This window comes from Kribbella sp. NPDC056951, assembly GCF_042674205.1.
GTDB lineage: Bacteria > Actinomycetota > Actinomycetes > Propionibacteriales > Kribbellaceae > Kribbella > Kribbella yunnanensis.
Genome location: NZ_JBHUQZ010000007.1, coordinates 374,835 through 395,896, shown reverse-complemented (window position 1 = coordinate 395,896; position 21,062 = coordinate 374,835). Strand labels below are relative to the sequence as shown.

The window sequence follows — 21,062 nt, the reverse complement described above, 5'->3', positions numbered from 1 at the left end:
ATCGGTGTGCGGGGGCGAAGGGTGCGATGCGGAGCATCGTGCGCTTTGCCCACGTGCGGCGAGGTGCCGTGCCGAGTGCCGCGCAGTAGGCGGGGAACTGCCGCCCACGGTCTTAGACATCCGTGAGAGCGCTGGTGCGTTGGGTGGATAACGCTGACAATGCGAGGTATGCCGCCTGACCAAAGTGTGGAGCCGTTTGTCGTGAAACGACATGGGCTGGGCACCACCAAGACGATGTTGCTCTTCTGCGCGCTGCTGGTCGGTGCCGAGGTGCTGATCACGCTACTGGCCATCGCGATCTCGCGCGCGCAGGGCAACTCGGCGCGCGACGGGCTGGAGACGATCTGGCTGTCCTGGGGCGGGAGCCCGCTGATCTTCGCGCTCGGGATGCCATTCCTGCTGTTGATCGGCGCGATCACGGCACTGGAAGAGCGGCAGGAGGTCGACGAGGACGACGTCCTGCTCTCGATCGACGCCGTCGGGGTGCATCTCGGTGGCGCGCAACCGCGCACGGTCCGGTGGGACGAGGTCCGCGGCATCTGCCGGATCGAGCGGCCGTTGGGGAGCAGCGAGGACGACGAGTGGGAACCCTTCCTCGTCGTACTGCTGCACGAAGCCGAAGCGCTCCCCCGCAGCTCGAAGGCGTGGGGCCCGTCCCGGCCGTGGCCCGGCTCGCACGAGGTCATCGGACGTGCCATGCCGTACGACGACCTGGTCGCAGCCGTCGCGCGGTATGCGCCGACCGTCCCGGTCAGCGACCGAGGCCGCGTACCGGACTGAGCTCCACGTTTTAGCGCGATTCGCCCAGCATCGAAACGGTGGCAGCCACGGATCGCTCCTCGCACGATGTGCCCATGCGTCTCGCCCGAATTCTCGCGGCTGCCCTCGTGCTGGCCGGCCAGTTCGCCCTCCCAGCCCTCCCGGCTCACGCGGCCGAGCCCGCCGGTACCTGGAATCCGCAGACCGCTCCGAATGCCGGCGTACCGGTCCCGCCCGGCAACGGACCGTTCTACATGTACGCGCCCTCGATCGTGCAGCTCTCGCCGACGGAGCGCATGGTCTACACCTGCGCCAACCGGGTTCCCGGTCAGACCTTGGACCACGTCGGCATGAACTACGGCACCCGTCGCGCCGACGGCACGTACGCGTGGGGACCGGTCCAGTTCCCGCTCAACCCGCAGGCAGCCGACACGCCGTTCTGGGCCTCGAGCCATATCTGCGATCCCGAGGTCGTGCGCGGTTCGTTCCGGTACGACGGTCACACGTACCCCTGGGCGATGTTCGTCCTGGGCTTCCCGGACACCACCAAGTATCCCCAGGCGGACGACATCAACGTCGTCGGTGTGGCTTTCGCCGACCAGCCGCAAGGACCGTGGAAGCTCAGCCGGAACGCGCTGCTCGACGGATCCACCGACGGCCCGTTCGAGCCCGGTGCCTGGGGTGTCGGCCAGCCGAGCGTGACCTCGGTCGACGGCGCCGGCAAGCTGCTCGTGTTCTACAGCGGCGTGGGCCTGATGCGGCGCGAGGTCGACCTCAGCGACGCCAACAACCCGAAGATCGGCCCGCGGGTCGCACTCCCGACGGCCGGACTCACCCCGGAACCCGGCGGCGGGCCGTGGTTCCACAACGCGTCGTTCGTGTACGACCCGGCGCGCGACGAGTTCCTGGTGTCCCGCGACACCGGCTCCGGTAACGAGCGGGTCCAGCCGGATGTCGAGATCAACCGGATCGCCGGTTCCGCGATCTGGTCGGGAACCGGTACGTGGAGCACGGTCGGACGGCTGACCGAATGCCACAGCGGCTACAAGTACAACCACAACTCCGGCATCGTGCGGAACGCGTACGGGATGATCGCGGACGGCTCCGAGCTGGACGTGTACTTCGCCACCGAACCTCCCGGCGGCAACTACTGGGCGTACCGGCTCGCGCATGCGCAGGCGCCGCTGTCGTTCACCAGCGGAACCAGGCCGGAGCTGATCGCGCAGGAGGACGGTCGGTTGTCCGTCCTGGGACACACCGCGAACCGGTGCGAGGCGAATGTCTGGAGCTCGACCGAGGGCGGGTCGTGGACCAAGTTCGGCGCGAGCCCGGCGGGCCGACCGATCGCGGCACGGCAGCCCGATGGCCGGGTCGCGTTGTTCTCCCGGGCCAACGACGGATCGATCTGGTGGAACCTGCAGGCTCAGCCGAACGGCGGTCACCCCGGCTGGTCCCAGCTGCCGGGCTCAGCCAGCGCCGGTGACCCGGTGGCCGCGAAGACCGCAGATGGACGGCTGGTCGTCGTCACCCGGCGCAACGAAGCACCGGGTTCCCGGGTCTACGTGAACACCCAGCAGGCGCCCAACGGAGCCTTCGCCGGTACTTGGCAGGACCTCGGCGCCAGCCCGGCTGGCCAACCCGTGATCGGCACCAACCAGGACGGATCGCTGGTGCTGTTCGCCAAGGCGGCGAAAGAAGCCGGTGGTCAGATCTGGTTCAACCAGCAGGTCGGCAGCTCGTGGTCAGGCTGGCAGGTCGTGGAAAGCTCGCCATCCTTCGATGGCGGACCAGCCGTGGCCAAGCAAGCCGACGGACGTCTAGTGCTGGTCGCGCGCCGCTGGGAAGGTACGCAGTCCGTCGTCTACCGCTCCATCCAGTCGGGCGCAGGTTGGAGCGCTTGGACCAGCCTCGGCTCCGCCCCCGCGAACGATCCGGTCCTGGCCGAGCAAGCAGGTGGCCGCCTGGCCATGTTCGCCCGCGCCGCCGACGGAAGCGTCTGGTGGACCCGCCAAGACACCGAGAACGGCGCGTTCGGCGGCTGGGACAACCTGGCGGGCGCGGCCGCCGACGACCCGGTCGTCCAACGCGGCGCCGACAACCGCCTGGACCTGGTCATCCGCCAGCCCGACGGCCGCATCCTCCACCGCGTCCAGTCCACGGCCGGAGGAACCGCCTTCGACGACTGGCAGCCGATCCGATGACGCTAGGTTCGGAGGTATGACAGACATCAACAGTCCCGAGGAGAAGGCGCGGTACGAGCGAGGTCTCGCCGTACTGACCGAGGTCGACGGCGGGTCGGCCCCGGCCGTGATGGAGAACCTGGCCGATATCGCGCCCGCCCTCGCTCATCACATCGTCGCCTTCGGCTTCGGTGACATCTATGCCCGACCTGGACTCAACCCGAAGCAGCGGCAGCTGATCACCCTCGGCATCCTGGCCGCGCTCGGCGGCTGCGAGCCACAACTCGAGGTGCACGTGAAAACGTCCCTCAACGTCGGGCTCACACCGGCCGAGATCGTCGAGACCTTCATCCACACGGCCGGGTACGCCGGTTTCCCGCGGGCCCTGAACGCGGTCGGCGTGGCCAAGAAGGTCTTCGCCGACCGCGGGTTGCTACCGGTCAGCTCTGACCGCTGAGGAAGTTCTCCAGGTCGGTGAGGGTGTCCATGGCGCCGATGGGGCCGAGGCCGAGGAACCAGACCTCGTCGTTCACGCGCTTGGCGTGCCCCGCCTTCACCGCCGGGAGTGCTTTCCAGAGGTTGCCGTTGACAACCTGTGACTCCTTGGTGCCGGTGATCGGGCCGAAGCTGGAGTAGAAGATCCAGTCGCCGTCGGCCTGACCGATGTTCTCCTCGGAGACCTCGACCGCCAGGTCCTGGACGTCCTGCACCTTCGGCCGCGGCAGCCCGATGTCCTTCAGGATCACGCCGATGAACGACAGGTTGCCGTACAGCCGGATCTCGGCCGGACGGAACCGGACCAGCGAGATCGTCGGCGAGCCCTGGACCTTGCCCTTCACCTCGTCGGCGCGCTTCTGGTAGTCGTTCAGGACCTGGGTGGCCTTGTCCTCCTCGCCGACCGCGTCCGCGACCAGCAGGAAGTTCTCCTTCCAGGGGAACCCTGGCCGGATGCTCATCACCGTCGGCGCGATCGCGTTCAGCTTGTCGTACAGCGTGGCGGCGCGCAGCTTGCTGCCCAGGATCAGGTCCGGCTTCAGGGCCGCGATCGCCTCAAGGTTCAGCTCGCTGACCCCGCCGACCGTTTTGATCCCCTGCGCCTTGTCCGCCAGGTACGACGGAACGCCGTTCTGCCCGGTGTTCGTCGCCATCCCGACCGGCGTGATGCCGAGCGCGAGCACGTCGTCCAGCTCGCCGCTGTCCAGCACCACGACCCGGCTCGGCTTCTTGTCCAGCTTGGCCTCACCGAGCGCGTGCTTGACGGTCCGCGGGAAGACCCCCGGCTGCGCGTCCGAGCCGAGCTTGGCGGTCTCCGCGTCGGCGGTCTTGAACAGCCGCCCGCCGGTCGCCACTTCCTTGTCCCCGGCCCCGGTGTTGGCACTCTTCGTGTCGCCACCACCACAACCGGCCAGCGCGAGGACAGCGACCGCGACGATGATTCCGAGAGGTTTCTTCACGGACGTTGAGACTACAACAAGTTTGGTAAGGCTCACCTCACCAGGTCCACCGATCGACCGGCGGGCAGTTCGACCTCGATCTCCTTGTCCGGCAGGCCGATCCGGTGCACTCCGGTGCGCGCGGCAACCACCGAGGCTTCAGTCAGTACGCCGTCGCGCCACGTGACGTCGAACACCAGTCCCCCGCGCGCCCGCAGACCGCGGAACGAACCGTCCCGCCAGGCTTTCGGCAGCGCCGGCAGCAGGCGGATCACGTCGGTGTGGCTCTGGATCAGCAGCTCGGGGATACAGCCGGTCATGCCGAAGTTCGCGTCGATCTGGAAGATGTCGCCGTCGCGGTGCAACAGGTTGTCCGACACCAGCCGAGCCAGGTAGTCCTGGATGACCTCATAAGCCTTCTCCCCCTCGAACAACCGCGCCCACAACGCCACCAACCAGGCCGCCGTCCAACCGCCGTTCGTCGCCCCATCGGTTCGGACGGTCAGCGATCTCCGCGCTGCTTCCGCCCATTCCGGCGTACGGGTCGGGTCGATCTCGGCCCCCGGGTGCAGCCCGTAGAGGTGCGATTGGTGGCGGTGGTTGATCTCAGACGGCGTCCAATCGGTCGGCCATTCGTTCAGTCGGCCGTCCGACGTGATCCCGATCTCCGGCAACCGCTCGCGCGCTGCTTGTGCACGTGCGCTGAGCTCGGAGCTCAGCCCGAGTGCGGTCTCCGCCTCGGCGAGGTTGGCGAACAGCTCGCGGATCACCCAGACGTCGTACGTCGAAGTCAGGTCGACGGATGCCTTCTCGCCGGACGGAAGGATGAAGTGGTGTTCGGGCGCGGTCGACGGGACGAACTGCAGTCGGCCGTCGGCGTCCTCGACCAGCATCGCGAGCACGAACTCCGCGGCACCGGCGATCAGCGGGTAGGACCGATTCCGCAGTACGTCGAGATCCTGGCCGAAGCGGTAGTGCTCCATCAGGTGCGCGCTCAGCCAGACACCGCAGGTCGCGCACATCGCCCAGACGGGATCGTCACCGCCTTCGCCGACCGGCCAGGTCGCCGCCCAGATATCGGAGTTGTGATGCGAGACCCAGCCGGGAGCGTCGTACAAAATCCTTGCTGTGTTCGCACCGGAGGCAGCCAGGACCTCCAGGTTGTCGATGAGCGGCTCGAAGCATTCACTGAGTCCGGTGACGTCGGCGGGCCAGTAGTTCATCTGGGTGTTGATGTTGTTGGTCCAGTCGCTGGCCCACATCGGCCGGCGGTCCTCGTTCCAGATGCCTTGTAGGTTGGCCGCTTGCGTCCCCGGTCGCGAGGACGCGATCAGCAGGTAGCGGCCGAGGTTGAACGTGAGCGCGACCCGATCGTCGTTGTCCAGCTGAAGCTCAGCCCTTTGATACAACCGCTGGTGATCCTCGATGTGCCGCTCACGCACCTGGTCCAGCTCAACAGCAGCCAGTACGTCGGTTGCCGCGAGCAACGCGGTGTGCGGATCGCGACCGGGCGGAACCGACCACTCTTCGAACGTGCTCGCCGCAGCCAGCAACACCGTCACACTGGTCGCACCCCTGACACTGATGCCGTCATCGGACAGCAGCACCGTGCCGCCCTCGTGATGGACCTTCAGCGCGATCCCGAACCCGATCCCGTGACCGTCGCGGTACTGGATCGGATCCGGGCTCTCGCGATACTCGATCGTCAGCTCCGACGGCGCATGACCGACGACACCATAGATGCCATCGGCAACTAGTGCAGTGATCGGATGCTGACTCGACAGGCCGAGGTCCAGATCGATCGCCCCGGCCTGGTCGGCCGTGATCGTCCAGACCAGTACCTGGTCCGGCGCGGACACGTAGGTCTCGCGCCGGAACCGCGTCCCATCCACTGTGTAGTCGACCCCGACCACGCCGGTCCGCAGATCGAGGCTCCGGCGATAGTCGTCCGGCTCCCCGACCGTCTGGATCAGCAGGTCGGCAAGCGGTTGGTACGACTCGACCAGCGGGCCCTGCAGATCGCGGGTCCGCTCGGTCGCCGCCAACTGATCACCGTCGGCCAGCAACAACCGCCGTACGTCGGCCAGTGCCTCCGGACCGCCCGTCACCGTCAGCTCGCGCGGCCCGTCGCCGGACCACACGTCGTCGAGGTTCAGGGCGATCCGCTCCGCACCGACCCGGCCGAACACCTTCGCTCCGAGGTGCCCGTTGCCGACCGGCAACGCCTCGAACCAGTCCGGCGCGGGGGTACGGAACCACAGTTCGTGGGACATGGGTGTTACTTGCTCCCGGACTTGTACTTGTCGTAGGCCTGCTGGTTGATCTCGAGGTAGCGCGGCATGCCCGTGCTCTCCAGACCCTTCACGTAGGTGTCCCACTCGGCGTCGATGTTCTTCGACCCGGTGACGAACGCCAACTGGTTCTGGTTCACGTAGTTCTGCAGGTTGGTCTGCAGGGTCGCCGTCTCGCCGGCCAGGTTCGGGTCGGGCCAGACCACGGCCTGCGGGTACAGCAGCGACTTGTCCTCGTGACCCTCGTACAGCTTGGTGGCCTGGAACAGCCGCCGCTCGTAGCCGGCACCGGAGTAGATGTCGAGCGGGACGACCTGGGCGTTCCGGTACGCCAGCACGTTGTGGTACTGCGTGAGCGCGCCCCAGCTGAGGTTCTTCGGCGTGTCCGACTTCGGCTTGTAGAGCGGCTTGGTGTCCTTGTCGAGCGCGATGTCACCGGGGCCCGGCTTGGTCCAGCCGATCCCCTCGGGGCCCATCCCGCCGATCATCTGGCCCTCGTCGGAGAAGATGTAGTCGAGCATCTTGATCGCCGCGACCTGGGCCTCCTTGCTGGCCTTGTTGGTCAGCATGAAGGTGTAGTTGGTCGAGGTCAGGTACTGGTAGCCGGTGTAGCTCTTCCCGGCCGGACCGGTCAGCGGCGGCGCGGCGTCGTACTGCTTGTCCCGGCCGTCCTTGGAGTCGGACTGGACGAAGATGTAGGGGTGCAGCATCGGCGCCGAGCCGATCCGGACCGCCTTCGGGTCGTTGCCCAGGGCCTGCAACGCCTGCGCGTTCTGGGTGAACGCGGCCTGGTCGATCAGCCCTTCCTTGTAGAGGGAGGCGATGTACTTCAGGCCTTCCTTCCACTCCGGGCTGGTGACCGGCGTGACGACCTTGTCGCCGTTCAGGGTGAGCAGTGAACGGACGCCGTTGTTGGCGCCGACCGGGTCGTAGGCGTACGCGCCCATCAGGTACGGGATCAGCGCGCCGTCCTGGATGTCGGCGGTCATCGGGACCTCGTCGGCCTTGCCGTTCCCGTTCGGGTCCTGGGTCTTGAAGGCCTGGAGCACCTTGCGCAGATCCTCGGTGGTCTTCGGCATCGGCAGGTTGAGCTTCTTCAGCCAGGCCGAGTTGATCCACAGCTTGTCCGGCCGGCTGCAGTGGTAGCAGTCCGCCCACTGCGGCAGCGCGTAGATGTGCCCGTCCGGCGCGGTCGACTCCTGCTTGTAGTCCTTGTTCTCGTCCAGGAACTTCTGGATGTTCGGGGCGTTCTCCTTGATCAGGTTCTCCAGCGGGAGGGCAACCCCCTGCTGACCGAGTTTGAGTACGTCGGCCTGGGTGAAGCCGTCCACCCAGGGGATCAGGAAGAACAGGTCCGGGTAGTCCCCGCTGGCCAGCGAGATCTGCCGCTTCTCCTTGGCCGGCCCGGCGTCGAGGGTCGTGGTCTGCCAGCGGAACTGGATCTTGAACTTGTCACTCATCACCTTGGTGACCTGGTTCGTGTCCATGTTCGTCGTCGAGTCCGCCGGACTGAAGACGTCGATGATCGTCTTGCCGTCGGCCGACGTCTCGTTCGCCGCACTGTCGGTCTTGTCCGAACTGCAGGCCGCCAGGGTGGCGAGCAAGCCGGCCGCGGCGAGCGCGGACAGTTTGCGCAGTGATACGCGCATTGCTGTGTTCCTTTCTGAGAAGGGCCGTGCTCGGGAAAGCACTGTCAGCCCTTGACCGCGCCGACCATCACGCCCTTGGTGAAGTGGCGGGCAACAAAGGGGTAGATGACCAGTACGGGCAGGCTCGAGATGACGATGAGCGCGTACTTGAGGACGTTGGCCAGTTGCTGCTGGTCGAGCTGCTGGGCCAGGTTCTGGGTGGTGGAGCCGGAGGTGGCCTGGTTCAGGATCAGCACGTTCCGGAGGATGATCTGCAGCGGGTACAGACCGGGGTCCTTGAGATAGATGAGGGCGTCGAAGTAGCTGTTCCACTGGAAGATCGCGTACATCAGCGCGATCACCGCGATCACCGGTTTGGACAGCGGGAGCACGATCGACCAGAGGAACCGCAGGTCGCTGGCGCCGTCGATGGTGGCCGCCTCGTAGAGCTCGTCCGGGATGGTCGAGCGGAAGAACGTCCGCGCGATGATCACCTGCCAGACCCCGATCGCACTCGGGATCACCATCGCCCAGCGGGTGTTCAGCATGCCGAGGTCCTGGACCACCAGGTAAGTCGGGATGAGGCCGCCGGAGAACAGCATGGTGAAGACCAGCAGACTCATGATCACGTTGCGGCCGAAGAAGGTCCGGCGGGACAGCGGATAGGCGATCGCGATCGTCAGCGTGACGCTGATCAGCGTGCCGCCGATCGCGTAGATGAACGAGTTCAGGTAGCCCTGCATGATCGCCGGGTCGGCGAACGCCGTCTTGTACGCCTTCAGGCTGGGCTCGACTGGCCACAACAGGACCCGGCCGGCGCTCACCGCGGAGGCGCTGCTGAAGGAGTTCGCAACGATGTAGATCAGCGGCACGGCGACCACGATCAGCGCCACCCAGAGCATGATCCGGACACCGACCAGGAAGATCTTGTCGGTCCGGGTCTCCTCGATCGCGGTCCGGTGCGAGCTCTCCGGCTGCTTCGCCGTACGGCGGAAGCCTTGCATCGTAATCGTCATGACCAGAGTCCGTTCCCGGTGATCCGCTTGGCGACGAAGTTCACGACGACCAGCAGGACGAGATTGATGACGGAGTTGAAGAGGCCGACGGCGGTCGCCATCGAGAAGTCGGCGTTCAGCAGGCCGGTCTTGTAGACGTAGGTCGCGATGATCTCGGACTGGGCCTGGTTCAGCGGGTTCTGCAGCAGGAAGGCCTTCTCGAACCCGATCGACATGATGTTGCCGACGCCGAGCACCAGGATGATGACCGCGGTCGGCATGATGCCGGGCAGATCGACGTTCCAGATCCGCTGCAGTCGGCTGGCGCCATCGATCCGGGCCGACTCGTGCAGCGCGGGATCGATCCCGGCCAGCGCAGCCAGGTAGATGACGGCCGAGTACCCCGTCGTCTGCCAGACGTCCGACCAGACGTAGATGTGCCGGAAGTAGTCCGGGTTGCCGAGGAAGTCGACCGCCGGTACGCCGAACAACCCGATCGCGTCGTTCACGAACCCGAGCCGCGGCGACAGCACCAGGATCGTCATCGACACCACGACCACGGTGGAGATGAAGTACGGCGCGTACGTCACCAACTGCACGAGCTTCTTGAACCGCCCGTTGCGGATCTCGTTCAGCGCGATCGCCAGGATGATCGGGATCGGGAAGCTGGCCAGCACGGTGTAGGCCGCGAGCAGGAACGTGTTCTTCACCAGGGTCCAGAACACGGGGTTGTCGAAGAACAGCTGGAAGTTCTTCAGCCCGACCCAGTCACTGCCCCACGGACCCTTCACTGGGCTGTAGTTCTTGAACGCGATCACCGCGTTGCTGATCGGGATGTACTTGAAGATCACGAAGTACGCGAGCGGCACAAGCACCAGCAGATAGAGCTGCCAGTGCCGGCGCAGACTGCGTTTCGCCTGCGTCGCCCTGCTCGGCCGGGGCACCGCAGTCCGTGTCACCGCCTTCGCCGGAGCCGACGCGGGCGGCGCCGCCGCCGACTCATTACCCCGCACCTCGTACGTTGCACTCACTCCGCATCCTTTCCGTCACCGATCGGAGTGAAACCGATATCCGATAGGATCTCGGACCTCACTCACCGGGAGGATGACACAGAACGCCCGTGGTTGGAAGAGTCCCCGGCGCTGTCGATACCCGACCTTGACCGAATCCGCCGAATCCCTTGCAGACAAGGGAAAATTCGCGTTGCCTCAGGCAACTACCATAGAAAACGCCAGATGGCCCGATGGCGAAATTCCATCGGACCCGGGCACCGCGCATACCGCCCGGGGTCGCTCTGAGCCACCGACACCGGACCGCACCAGATTTTATTACCTCTGTGAACTATCTCGCAGTCAACCGCGCCTTCAGCCCTTATGTCAAGACTTGGCCGAGGCTCAGCTGCCGCTCGAGATAGACCTCGTCGAAGCTCCCCCGCTGCCGGCCGTCCCAGAGCGCAGCCATCACCGACAACGCCCTGAACACAACCTGCAACGGCCCGAACGCAGCGAGCTCACTGTCGGACAGCGGAAGCGCGGAAGTGCGCTGATATCCGGTGACCAACTCAGGCGACCGGTAGACGCGGGCGATGGTGAACTCCCATGCCCGGCTGTCGGGGTGGCACAGGTCGAAGTCGATCACGCCGCCCAATCGGCCGTCGTCTGCGAAGTGCAGGTTCCACTCGGCGAAGTCTCCGTGCACGATCGTCTTCGGCAACTCGCGCAGCCTGTGCTCGACGACCAGCCTCTTCGCGCGATCCATCAGTTCCTCGGAACGGTCGGCCAGGTCCGGTCGCACGCTCTGCAGCGCCTCGACGCCGGCGTCCCAGTCTTGGAAGCCGCCCATCCCGTCCAGATCGCAGGCCTCGTAGAACGTGGGCCGGGTACCGAAGTCGAGCCCGCGGAGATCATCGTGCAGTCGCGCGAGCACGCTCCCCCGTTCGGTCCGCTGATCCGCGGTCTCCTCCGAATGCGGTCCGCCTGGGACGAATCGGGTCACCGACCACAGGCGACCGTCGTACTGGATTGGCCTGGCGATGCGCTGCGGTACGCACCAGCCGCGATCGGTGAGATGGTCGAGGACCTTCGTCTCGTACGCCAGGCTGTCCTCGGTGTGCAGCACGTGGTGCCGCCGCAGGATGTGGTGATCGCCGGCACCGGTCCACACGTGCCAGTTGCCGTTGCCTGGCGAGCTTTCGTCGCCCGCGCGGGTGGGTTCGATCCGGTTGATGTCGAGGTCGAACGTGGACGAGATCAGCGTCGGCGAAAGCATTCGATCATCGTGCCAGGGGCTGGGACAGTGGGTGGGTGGAATTTTCGGATGGTGTGGTGTTGGTGGGTGGGGTTGAGGTTGGCACTGCGCGGATGACGTGGTGGGACGAGGCGGACGGGACGCGGCTGTACTTGTTGCTGGGGTCGGTTGAATCGGCTCATCAAGGGCTTGGGTATGGGCGGACGATCCTTGCCTGGCTTGAGGAACGGGCTCGGGAGCACGCGGCGGGCGACAGCGTCGGTACGCCGGTGTTCGGGGTGAACCCGGTGTCGGAGCGCGACGTGGCGTTGGTGCGGGGGGCCGGGTATCGGGTGGTGTTCACGCGGGTGCGGATGACCGTTGAGCTTGCGGAACCGGGCGACGTACGGCTGCCTGAGGGGGTTGAGGTGCGGGCGGCGTCGGCTGCGGATCATCGGGCGGTTTTCGAGGCGAACGCGGAGGTGTTCGGGGGCAACTCGCTCGGGTATGTCCAGGACAGCTTCGAGGAATTCGAGCAGGACATTGCCGACGACTACCCGGACTACCGGTTGTGGACCTTGGCGTGGGTTGGCGACAAGCTCGCTGGTTGGGTGGTCAGCGGAAGGGATGACACACCGTGGGTCGGCGTGCGGCCGGCGTACCGGCGTCGGGGGCTGGCATCCGCGCTGCTACACGCGAATCACGCGCAGTTGTGGGAGCACGGCGTACGGACGGCATCGCTGTGGACGCTGGCGGAGAACCCGACCGGGAGCGTGGCTCTGTACGAGTCGCTCGGGTATCGGATCGTCGAACGACAGCCCCGCTACCGGAAGACTTTCTAACAAAAGACCTGACCCGACCATCACGGGGGAACGGCCGGGCCAGGCACTTTCGATACTACTCCGGTTCGGAGTGCACGGCCCGGTAAATCGGAGGCGGACGCGCCGGGAATCCCTCTACTCTCATCCCATGCAAGCCCGCTCCTGAAAGCGCACCACCGCCGTTGGGTGTGTCTCTTGGGTCCGCGCCGTAGCGAGAATGTGCTCGGTGCGGTAGCTCGGTGTGCTGGAGGGGAGGCCTCGATGTTTTTCCATCGTGGCCTTTCCTCCAGTGCGGCGAGGTGCCGTGCTGAGTGCAGCGCAGTAGGCGGGGACTCAAGAGACACGCCCTAGGCCGTTGTGCGTCACGCCGCGTTCGACCCACTCCCGGGCCGCGCTTCGTCATGCACGCTTTCAGGAGCAAACGTTTTATGGGTACTAGTTATCGTTCGGCCGATCCGGTCCGGACCTATCGCACCTACAAGACCGTCTGGTCGTTCTGCGCTGCATTGTGCTTCACGCTCAGCGCCGTGTACTACGTCCGCGAGGCGGGCCTCAGTCCGCTGCAACTCGTGCTCGTCGGGACCACGCTCGAGCTCGCCTGCTTCCTGTTCGAGATCCCGACCGGCATCGTCGCCGACCTGTACAGCCGGCGGTTGTCAGTCGTCATCGGGGTCGCGCTGATCGGCTGCGGATTCCTGCTTCAGGGGTTGTCGCCGACATTCGTCGCGATCCTCGGTGCGCAAGTGCTCTGGGGTGTCGGGTACACGTTCACCTCGGGCGCCGATCAGGCCTGGCTGGCCGACGAGATCGGCGCTGACCAGGTGGCCGCCGTACTGGTTCGAACGCAGCAGTTCGGGCTTGGCGGGACGATCCTCGGGACCGTCTCGGCCGGCGCGCTCGGGCTGCTCGATTTGTCGCTGCCGATCAAGCTGTCCGGCGTCGGGATGATCGTGCTCGCCGTCCTGCTCGGGATGTTCATGCGAGAGGTGAACTTCCAGCGGACGCCGGTCGGTGAGCGGGAGACGTTCAAGCACATGGCCGACACGTTCAAGCACGGTCTCGCGGTCGCGCGGAAGCGGCCGGTCGTCCGCACGCTCGTACTGATCAGCCTGATCGCCGGGTTGTCGAGTGAGGCGTTCGACCGGTTGTGGCAGGTGAAGATCCTCAGCTTCGAGTTCCCGACGGTGTTCGGGACGTCGGATCCGGCGTTGTGGTTCACAATGCTCGGACTGGTCGGCACGCTGCTGACGCTGATCAGCTCACTCATCCTGCACAAGCTGTCGCCCGAACGCCTGACGGCTACCCACCCGAACGGCGTACTGGCGTTGCTCGCGCTGTTGCAGGTCGTCGGCGTGCTGGCGTTCGCCTTGCTCGGCAACCTGTGGTTGGCACTCGCCGCGATGTGGTTGCGGAGTATCGCGGACGCGTTGTCCTGGCCGATCGAGTCCGCCTGGCTGAACCGCAACGTCGAGTCCCGCTCGCGGGCGACCGTCATCTCGTTCGTCTCCCAGGCAAACGCGATCGGCCAGGTCGCCGGCGGTCCCCCGCTCGGCGCCCTCGCCGGCCGAGCCGGCCTCCGCACGGCCTTGGTCGCCTCGGGTCTACTGCTGGCCCCGATCCCAGCGCTCTACGCCCGGCTCCGGACACCGGCCCGCGTCTAGGCCGGACCTGTGCCACTCACCAACCTCGCCCGGCGGGGCATTCTCACGCTCACGCGAGCGTGGCCCGGACCCTCCGGCGGGAGTTGGTGAGTGGGGGCGGTCCGCCTACTCGTCGATCTTGATCTTCACCGGGACGCGGCGGGCGTCCAGCGACGACTTGATCAGGCTGGCGACCGTGGTGACGAACAGAGTCGCCGCGATGAAGCTGAGCGACGTGATGATGCCGATGTGCGGGAGGTGGATCGCTCCGATGTCGTCGATGTGCGAACCGTGCAGCGCCTCGACGATCAGCTTCACGCCGATGAACGCGAGGATGACCGACAGGCCGACGTTCAGGTAGACGATCCGCTCCAGCAGTCCGCCGATCAGGAAGTACAGCTGGCGCAGCCCCATCAGCGCGAACGCGTTCGCAGTCAGCACGATGTAGGCGTCCTGGGTGAGCCCGAAGATCGCCGGGATCGAGTCGAGCGCGAAGATCACGTTCGCCATCCCGATCGCGGAGATCACGATCACCAGCGGGGTCAGCAGCCGCTTGCCGGTCTGCTGGTCCCGAGTCGCCAGCTTGGCGCCGTCGTAGTCGTGACCGAGCGGGAGGATCTTGCGCATGCCCCGCAGTACGGCGTTCTCTTGGAAGTCGGCCTCGTCGTTCTCGCCTTCGATCGCCAGCTTGATCGCGGTGTAGACCAGGAACGCGCCGAAGATGTAGAACACCCAACTGGCCGCCGAGATCGCCGCCGCACCGGCCAGGATGAAGACCGCCCGCAGCACCATCGACACCACGATGCCGATGTACAGCACCTTGTCCTGAGCCATCGCCGGCACACTGAACCGCGCCATGATGATCACGAAGACGAAGAGGTTGTCGACACTCAGGCTGTACTCGGTGATGTACCCGGCGACGAACTCCCCGCCGGTCTTCCCACCACTGAACAGGAACAACCCAACCGCGAACAACGCGGCCAGCCCGACATAGACCAGCACCCACCGGGTCGCGTCCTTGATCGTCACGGTGTGATTCCGCCGCGCGATCACGATCAGATCGAAGGCGACGATCGCGAGCAACCCGACAATCGTGAGCACCCAGACAAGCGGGGGCATGACAGAAACCATGAGCGATCCTCCGGACGCGTGACGAAGTACGTGGTCCGGAGGTCTCTTCCGCCTGGATCACTCCAGGCCGGCAGCACCGGTTCGGCCGCCCAGGCCTCCCGTGATGACGACACTGCCGTTACGGAATACTCCCCTCCACAAACACACCAACTGTATCCGATACCGATACAGGAGCGTATACCGCATACAGTCGCCCGCGCTACCCCCGCCGCGTCGGCATCACCACGAACGCCGTCGGCGTAGCCCCGTTGAACCGCAACACCCGCCCGTCCTCGGCCAGCAACACCGCACGCCCCTCCGCGGTGAGCACCCGCGCGATCTCACCACCCATACGCCGTCCGCCTGCCGACTCGCCGCGACCAGCAACGCCCCCGACCCACAGAACGGATCCAGCACCCGCTACCCAGCCCGAACCCTCGCCAACCGCACCAACACCTCAGCCACCACCGGATTAGTAGCCCAAGGCAACCGCTCCAACCACCCGAACCTCCGGGGAGTGGTATCGCGGCTGACGAGTTCGGCGGCGAGCAGGTCTACCGCCCCCTCGACACACCGAGGGTTCAACACCCACCCCACAGCTTTTCCGGGTCGGGTGGGTCTCGTTAGGCAAAAAGTTTCCGTTTCTGTCGAGGTCTGGGAGATTTCTGCTCTGAGGAGTACAAAGAAGTTCTGAGGTCTTACCGCCCCTAGACCTGGAGGAACGTCATGGATGTGATGTACGGACTTGTCGGCGAAGCGTCGTGGTTCTGTTGCGGGAACGCATGGGGACCTTGTGCGAGTACCGGGACCGGTGCTTGCGGGACGTGTCATTCGGGGAACTTCCAGCATGCGTGGACGAATACGTCGGACGCTTGCTATGCGATCACCAGGCCGGACAACTGCGGGGTCACCGGGGTTTCCCGGCGGACGTGCGGGTTCCGGCATGCGACGACCAACCTGTGCAACGGCGCGCGGGTGGTGACGTCGATCGCGGACTGTGGGCCGCGGACTCGGTCGTTCTGTGGTGAGCGGGCTTGCTGCGGAGGGACTTGTGCGTCGAACCGGGTGATGGATCTGACTCCGGCGGCGTTCACGCGGATCGCCAGTCTGAGTGCCGGGTTGATTCCGGCCGGCATCGATGTGGGATGAGGTGAGCTGAGATGACATCGACGATGGATCGGCGTGCCCTGCTCACGCGTGCTGCACTCGGCGCGACCGGGTTGGTTGCGGCCAGTGCGATGGGATCGCTGGCGCCGGAGGCTGCGTTCGCGGCGTCGGCGCAGGTACCGGATCCGGGTGCTCCGGATCCCAACTTCGCGGAAGGTCTGATCACCGGCCGCAACCAGGATCTCCTGCAGGTACAGGGATCTGACGGCCGGCTGCACAAGATCCAGCTGACCGGAGTGACGAGCGTCTGGAAACTTCAGCCGACCACGATCGACCAGGCCAGGATCGGCGACGGTCTGTACGCACGTGGCGTGAAGCTGCCGAACGGCGTACTCGCAGCCGAGTCGGTCTGGATCAACATCGTCAACCTGGACGTGATGATCAACTCGATCGGCCGGACCGGTCTGAACCTGGACCACCACGGCCAGAAGGTCGTCGGCCATGTCCAGCAAGGAATTACGGCGGCCGTCTACAACGGGACACCCGCGGTCTCGGACCTGTCCATGCTGAAGGTCGGCCGGCATGTCCAGGTGATCGGCGCCTGGCGGCCGGGGACCAACGAGATCGACCTCGCGACGATCTACGCGGCGAACTGAACGGGGACCGCGATGTTCGCACAGCAGGTGGCGGCCGCCCAGCCGCTGCTGATCGGACTACTCCTCCTCTGGACGTCGTACGGGAAGTTGTCCCGACCGGAGGAGGCAACCAAGACCGCACTCCCGAAGCTCGTCGGCGAGAAACGGGCCAAGCCCGCCTATCGCACCGTCGGCGCCATCGAAGCGGTCCTCGCCCTGGCACTGCTGAGTCCGCCCGCCTGGACTCCAGAAGTGCTGGCGGCAACCGCACTCGGCGTGGGCTTCACGGCCTACCTCATCTACGCCAAACTCGTCGTCCCCGAGGCGTCCTGCGGCTGCGCCGGTACGGCGGCCAAACCCGTGGGAGCGCGGTCGATCGGCCGCGCATTGTTGCTGACAGCAACAGCAGCAGCCGCGCTGACGGCACCCCAAGGATGGTGGTCGGCCGGACCGGCGGCACTCGTCCTGATCGCGGAGGCGGCAGCATTCGTCGTACTGTCGCCCGAGCTTGACCGCTACTGGCTACTCCCGCTCCGGAGACTGCGCATCCAGCTCAGTCACCCACTCGCCGGGACCGCGAGCAACGCCGTACCGCTCGCTGCCACCCAACGCCTGCTCCTCCTCAGCCCCGCCCATCGCGCGGTGACCGGACTCCTGCGGTCCGACATCCGCGACTACTGGGACGAGGCGGACTGGCGGTTCGTCAGCTACACCGCCCGGTACGACGGTCGCCCGGCCACCGCCGTATTCGCCGTACCGCATGTCGACGCCAGCCCGGAGGCCGTCCGGGTCGCCGTCGTCGACGAGACATCGGGTCACACGCTCTACCGCCCGGCGCCACTCGGCCTAGCCAGCTAGTCACCCCACCCAGCCCCCGTGGAACCGCTCACCCGGTTCCACGGGGGCTTTCCGCCGACTGCGCCTTTTGTTCACTCGCTGCGCTCGCTCACGGGGAAAGCGCATGCCCACCCATGCAATCATCTTCGGAGGGCAGGCGTCACCCGTTGACACCAGTTGCTCACTGGTGGTGTCATGCCCAATATCGTTAGGAAACTTTCCTAATGATATGTGGTTCCCCTGCAGCTCCTACCGCCCCGGAACACCAGGAGACCTCCGATGACACCACGCACGCTCCGGCGCAGGTTCGTCTCGGGCGCGGCCGTACTGGCCACCGCGCTCGCCCTGACCTCCGCACCTCCCACCGCCACTGCGGCCCCGACTGATTACCAGGCGGAGACCGCGACCATCTCCCAAGGAGTGGTCGAGTCGAATCACGCCGGCTACACCGGCACCGGCTTCGTCAACTACGACAACCTCGTCGGCAGCTACGTCGAATGGACCGTCACGGCACCCGCCGGTCCGGCCGACGTGACGCTCCGCTTCGCCAACGGCACGACGGCCACCCGGCCGCTCGACTGGACCGTCAACGGCGTCTCCGGCGCCGTCGGAATCACCTACCCCGGTACCGGCGCGTGGACGACTTGGGCAACCAAGACCGTCCGCCTCCAACTCGCCGCCGGCAGCAACAAGATCCGCGCCCGCGCCACGACCGCAGACGGCGGACCGAACGCGGACAAGCTCACCGTCAACCCGGTCAGCGACGACACCACCCCGCCGACCCCACCGAGCAACCTGGTGGTCAGCAACATCAAGTCGAACGCGGCCACCTTCACCTGGTCCGCGGCCAGCGACAACGTCGCGGTCACCCGGTACGAGATCAACCGTGGCGGCAACGTCCTCAAGGTCGTCGACGGCAACACGTTGACGGCGACAGTGGACACCTTGACCGCCAATACGGCGTACGACATCTCTGTCGGCGCATTCGATGCCGCAGGCAACGCTTCGCAGCAGAGCAACGTGGTCGCCTTCACCACTCCGCCGAGCAACGACACCCAGCCGCCGACGGCGCCGGGCAACCTGCGCTCGACGGCGGTGACCTCGAACAGCGCCTCCCTCGCCTGGAACGCGTCCACCGACGACAGCGGCAGCATCGCCGGGTACGACGTCTACCAGGGCACGACCAAGGTCGCCTCGACCGGTTCGTTGACGACGACCGTGACCGGGCTGACCCCGAACACCAGCTACACGTTCACCGTGAAGGCCCGTGACCCCAACAACAACGTGTCGCCGGCGAGCAACGCACTGACCGTCCGTACGTCGACCACGGGCACCGGCGGCATTCCGGCGTACGACCGGGATATCGCGAAGGTCGACCTCGGCTGGAGTGTCGCGTTCCTGCCGGACGGGTCGGCGCTGGTGACCGAACGGGACCGGTTCGAGGTCGTGCGGGTAACGGCGACCGGCCAGAAGACCACTCTCGGCAAGGTGCCGGGCGCGGTGACGACCACCGGTGAAGGCGGTCTGCTCGGTATCGCGATCTCGCCGAACTTCGAGACCGACCACTGGGTGTACTTCTACCACACGGCTTCGGGCGACAACCGGGTCGTGCGGATGAAGTACGAGAACGGCGTACTGGGCACGACATCGTCGCCGGTGCTGACCGGGCTGTCGAAGAACCGGTACCACAACGGCGGCCGGATCGCGTTCGGTCCGGACGGCAAGTTGTACGCGTCGGTCGGCGATGCGCAGAACACCGGCAACGCGCAGAACAACGGTTCGCTGAACGGCAAGATCCTGCGGATGAACGCCGACGGGACCCCGCCCAGCGACAACCCGTTCTTCAGCAGCGGCGGTAACGCCCGCTACGTCTGGAGCCGCGGCCACCGCAACCCGCAGGGCATCGCATGGGACTCGCGCGGTCAACTGTGGGCGTCCGAGTTCGGCGACAGCAGCCAGGACGAACTCAACCTGATCCAGAAGGGCGGCAACTACGGCTGGCCCGCCTGTGAAGGAACCATCGGCGACTGCAGCGGCTACATCGCGCCGAAGCGCACCTGGTCCACGTCACAGGCCGGACCCAGCGGCCTGGAGATCGTCAACGACTGGATCTACATCGCCGGTGTCACCGGTCAGCAGTTGTGGGTCACCCAGATCAACTCCGCCGGCACCGGCGTAGGCACCCCGCAAGCCGTCTTCTCCGGTCGCTGGGGCCGCCTCCGCAGTGTCACCAAAACCCCAGACGGCGGCCTCTGGGTCACCTCCACCAACAACGACAAGAACGGCGGCAGCCCGAACACCCTCGACAACGTCATCGTCCGCCTCAAGTTCGGCTGACCCCTTGTAGCCAAGAACACGTAGTAGTCCCGAAAAGCCGCCCGGCCGCTCATCCCCTGAGCGTGCCGGGCGGTCTACGTAGACACCTACTACATGTCGTTACCGACGCCGACCGAAGTCGGAGTACTGGGGGATCCCTGTTTCGAGGGCGTGTAGGGCGAGGGTGAGGCGGCGGTGCATGGAGGGGCGCAGCTGGGGTGCGGCTTCGTCGAGGGTGAGGAAGACGGCGGTGCGTACCTCGGTCGGCTGCAGGACGAGTTGCTCGTCGCCGGTGAGTACACCGCCGTCGAAGACGAAGGCCAGGGCGTCGTGCCAAACACCGCGAGCCGGATCCCAGTCGGCGACCAGCATCGGACCGATGGTCAGATCGAGTCCGACCTCCTCGAGCACCTCCCGCTGACAGGCGTCGTACGGCGATTCGTCGGGCTCGGCGATCCCGCCGGGGATGTCCAGCAGCGGCTTGTACGTCGGCTCGATGAACAGGATCCGGCCGTCCCGATCGCGGATCAGCGCACCGCCCGACACCCGCTTGCGCGGAAGGATCTCCGCGATCCCCGGCTGAAACTCCTCCTCGGGCTCGCCGTCGGCGATCAGGTCGTCTTGTCTGCTCATGGGATAACCCTAGGAGCACGCTTGACCTCAACTCGGGTTCAGGTTGCACGATCGCCGGATGAGCATCTTCAGTAGCGGTGAGCTCGACTTCCTGAGCGGGCAGAAGCTGGGACGGCTGGCCACGAAGGTCCCCGACGGCACAGTTCAGAACAATCCGGTCGGGTACTTCGTCGGCGACGACCACATCGACATCGGCGGGCACGGCCTCGGTGCCAGCCGGAAGTTCCACAACGTCCAGGCCGATCCGCAGGTGTCGCTCGTGATCGACGACCTGAACACCGAGCAGGGCTGGGAGGTGCGCGGAATCGAGATCCGCGGCCGCGCCGAGGCCATCGAGGACGTGACTCCCCCGATGCCGGGCTTCAGCCGCGAGATCATCCGCATCCACCCAGAACGCATCCTCAGCTGGGGTTTCGAGGGCAGCAGCCGCCGCAACGTCTGAGGTACCGGG

Annotated in this window: 19 protein-coding genes; 9 read left to right on the top strand and 10 right to left on the bottom strand. The window is 66.1% G+C overall.

What is annotated here, in order from left to right:
• The first annotated feature begins 201 nt into the window (after positions 1 to 201).
• From ACFTSF_RS27590 to ACFTSF_RS27580, 3 genes are all read left to right on the top strand, one after another.
• The gene (locus ACFTSF_RS27590) at positions 202 to 780 is read left to right on the top strand and encodes a hypothetical protein (RefSeq protein ID WP_380156820.1); all 579 of its coding nucleotides are present in this window, start codon (positions 202 to 204) and stop codon (positions 778 to 780) included.
• Positions 781 to 854: 74 nt separating this feature from the next.
• Positions 855 to 2,960 (top strand): hypothetical protein, encoded by a 2,106-nt coding sequence (locus ACFTSF_RS27585; protein WP_380156819.1) that lies wholly within the window; start codon positions 855 to 857, stop codon positions 2,958 to 2,960.
• Between the two features lie 16 nt (positions 2,961 to 2,976).
• Complete coding sequence (locus ACFTSF_RS27580; RefSeq protein ID WP_380156817.1) at positions 2,977 to 3,396, top strand: carboxymuconolactone decarboxylase family protein; 420 nt, start codon at positions 2,977 to 2,979, stop codon at positions 3,394 to 3,396.
• Here the strand turns inward: ACFTSF_RS27580 and ACFTSF_RS27575 are convergent.
• From ACFTSF_RS27575 to ACFTSF_RS27550, 6 genes are all read right to left on the bottom strand, one after another.
• Complete coding sequence (locus ACFTSF_RS27575) at positions 3,380 to 4,393, bottom strand: iron-siderophore ABC transporter substrate-binding protein (protein WP_344149221.1); 1,014 nt, start codon at positions 4,391 to 4,393, stop codon at positions 3,380 to 3,382. The two genes, ACFTSF_RS27580 and ACFTSF_RS27575, sit on opposite strands and share 17 nt — an antisense overlap.
• Positions 4,394 to 4,425: 32 nt before the next feature.
• Entirely contained in the window at positions 4,426 to 6,645 is a 2,220-nt protein-coding gene (locus ACFTSF_RS27570; RefSeq protein ID WP_380156815.1) for a glycoside hydrolase N-terminal domain-containing protein, read from the bottom strand.
• 5 nt (positions 6,646 to 6,650) lie between these two features.
• Complete coding sequence (locus ACFTSF_RS27565; protein WP_344149217.1) at positions 6,651 to 8,312, bottom strand: ABC transporter substrate-binding protein; 1,662 nt, start codon at positions 8,310 to 8,312, stop codon at positions 6,651 to 6,653.
• Between the two features lie 44 nt (positions 8,313 to 8,356).
• Positions 8,357 to 9,307: a carbohydrate ABC transporter permease gene (locus ACFTSF_RS27560; protein WP_380156813.1), complete on the bottom strand. Its 951-nt coding sequence runs from the start codon at positions 9,305 to 9,307 to the stop codon at positions 8,357 to 8,359.
• Entirely contained in the window at positions 9,304 to 10,317 is a 1,014-nt protein-coding gene (locus ACFTSF_RS27555) for an ABC transporter permease subunit (RefSeq protein ID WP_344149213.1), read from the bottom strand. The genes ACFTSF_RS27560 and ACFTSF_RS27555 overlap by 4 nt, the downstream gene beginning before the upstream one ends.
• 340 nt (positions 10,318 to 10,657) lie before the next feature.
• Positions 10,658 to 11,554 (bottom strand): phosphotransferase enzyme family protein, encoded by an 897-nt coding sequence (locus ACFTSF_RS27550; RefSeq protein ID WP_380156812.1) that lies wholly within the window; start codon positions 11,552 to 11,554, stop codon positions 10,658 to 10,660.
• Between the two features lie 35 nt (positions 11,555 to 11,589).
• Here ACFTSF_RS27550 and ACFTSF_RS27545 point away from each other — a divergent pair, with 35 nt between their 5' ends.
• Positions 11,590 to 12,354, top strand: a complete 765-nt coding sequence (locus tag ACFTSF_RS27545; RefSeq protein WP_380156810.1) for a GNAT family N-acetyltransferase — start codon at positions 11,590 to 11,592, stop codon at positions 12,352 to 12,354.
• 407 nt (positions 12,355 to 12,761) lie between these two features.
• Positions 12,762 to 13,994 carry an MFS transporter gene (locus ACFTSF_RS27540; RefSeq protein ID WP_380156808.1) on the top strand — a complete coding sequence of 411 codons (1,233 nt, stop codon included), beginning with the start codon at positions 12,762 to 12,764 and terminating at the stop codon, positions 13,992 to 13,994.
• A 105-nt stretch (positions 13,995 to 14,099) separates the two neighbouring features.
• Here ACFTSF_RS27540 and ACFTSF_RS27535 read toward each other — a convergent pair whose 3' ends face one another.
• From ACFTSF_RS27535 to ACFTSF_RS27525, 3 genes are all read right to left on the bottom strand, one after another.
• On the bottom strand, positions 14,100 to 15,092 hold the full coding sequence (locus tag ACFTSF_RS27535; RefSeq protein ID WP_380156806.1) for a TerC/Alx family metal homeostasis membrane protein: 993 nt from the start codon (positions 15,090 to 15,092) through the stop codon (positions 14,100 to 14,102).
• Positions 15,093 to 15,303: 211 nt separating this feature from the next.
• Entirely contained in the window at positions 15,304 to 15,435 is a 132-nt protein-coding gene (locus tag ACFTSF_RS27530) for a hypothetical protein (RefSeq protein WP_380156804.1), read from the bottom strand.
• Between the two features lie 523 nt (positions 15,436 to 15,958).
• On the bottom strand, positions 15,959 to 16,219 hold the full coding sequence (locus ACFTSF_RS27525) for a hypothetical protein (protein ID WP_380156803.1): 261 nt from the start codon (positions 16,217 to 16,219) through the stop codon (positions 15,959 to 15,961).
• A 24-nt stretch (positions 16,220 to 16,243) separates the two neighbouring features.
• Between ACFTSF_RS27525 and ACFTSF_RS27520 the strand changes: the two genes are divergently transcribed.
• From ACFTSF_RS27520 to ACFTSF_RS27510, 3 genes are all read left to right on the top strand, one after another.
• On the top strand, positions 16,244 to 16,846 hold the full coding sequence (locus ACFTSF_RS27520) for a cell wall protein (protein ID WP_344149203.1): 603 nt from the start codon (positions 16,244 to 16,246) through the stop codon (positions 16,844 to 16,846).
• A gap of 12 nt (positions 16,847 to 16,858) precedes the next feature.
• Positions 16,859 to 17,683 (top strand): MauE/DoxX family redox-associated membrane protein, encoded by an 825-nt coding sequence (locus tag ACFTSF_RS27515; protein ID WP_380156801.1) that lies wholly within the window; start codon positions 16,859 to 16,861, stop codon positions 17,681 to 17,683.
• A gap of 258 nt (positions 17,684 to 17,941) precedes the next feature.
• Entirely contained in the window at positions 17,942 to 19,999 is a 2,058-nt protein-coding gene (locus tag ACFTSF_RS27510) for a PQQ-dependent sugar dehydrogenase (RefSeq protein ID WP_380156799.1), read from the top strand.
• A gap of 99 nt (positions 20,000 to 20,098) precedes the next feature.
• Here ACFTSF_RS27510 and ACFTSF_RS27505 read toward each other — a convergent pair whose 3' ends face one another.
• Positions 20,099 to 20,611 carry an NUDIX domain-containing protein gene (locus tag ACFTSF_RS27505; protein ID WP_380156797.1) on the bottom strand — a complete coding sequence of 171 codons (513 nt, stop codon included), beginning with the start codon at positions 20,609 to 20,611 and terminating at the stop codon, positions 20,099 to 20,101.
• Positions 20,612 to 20,669: 58 nt separating this feature from the next.
• On the opposite strand from ACFTSF_RS27505, the gene ACFTSF_RS27500 reads away from it, so the two are divergent.
• Positions 20,670 to 21,053, top strand: coding sequence for a PPOX class F420-dependent oxidoreductase (locus tag ACFTSF_RS27500; protein WP_380156795.1), 384 nt, complete (start codon positions 20,670 to 20,672; stop codon positions 21,051 to 21,053).
• The last annotated feature ends 9 nt before the right edge of the window (positions 21,054 to 21,062 follow it).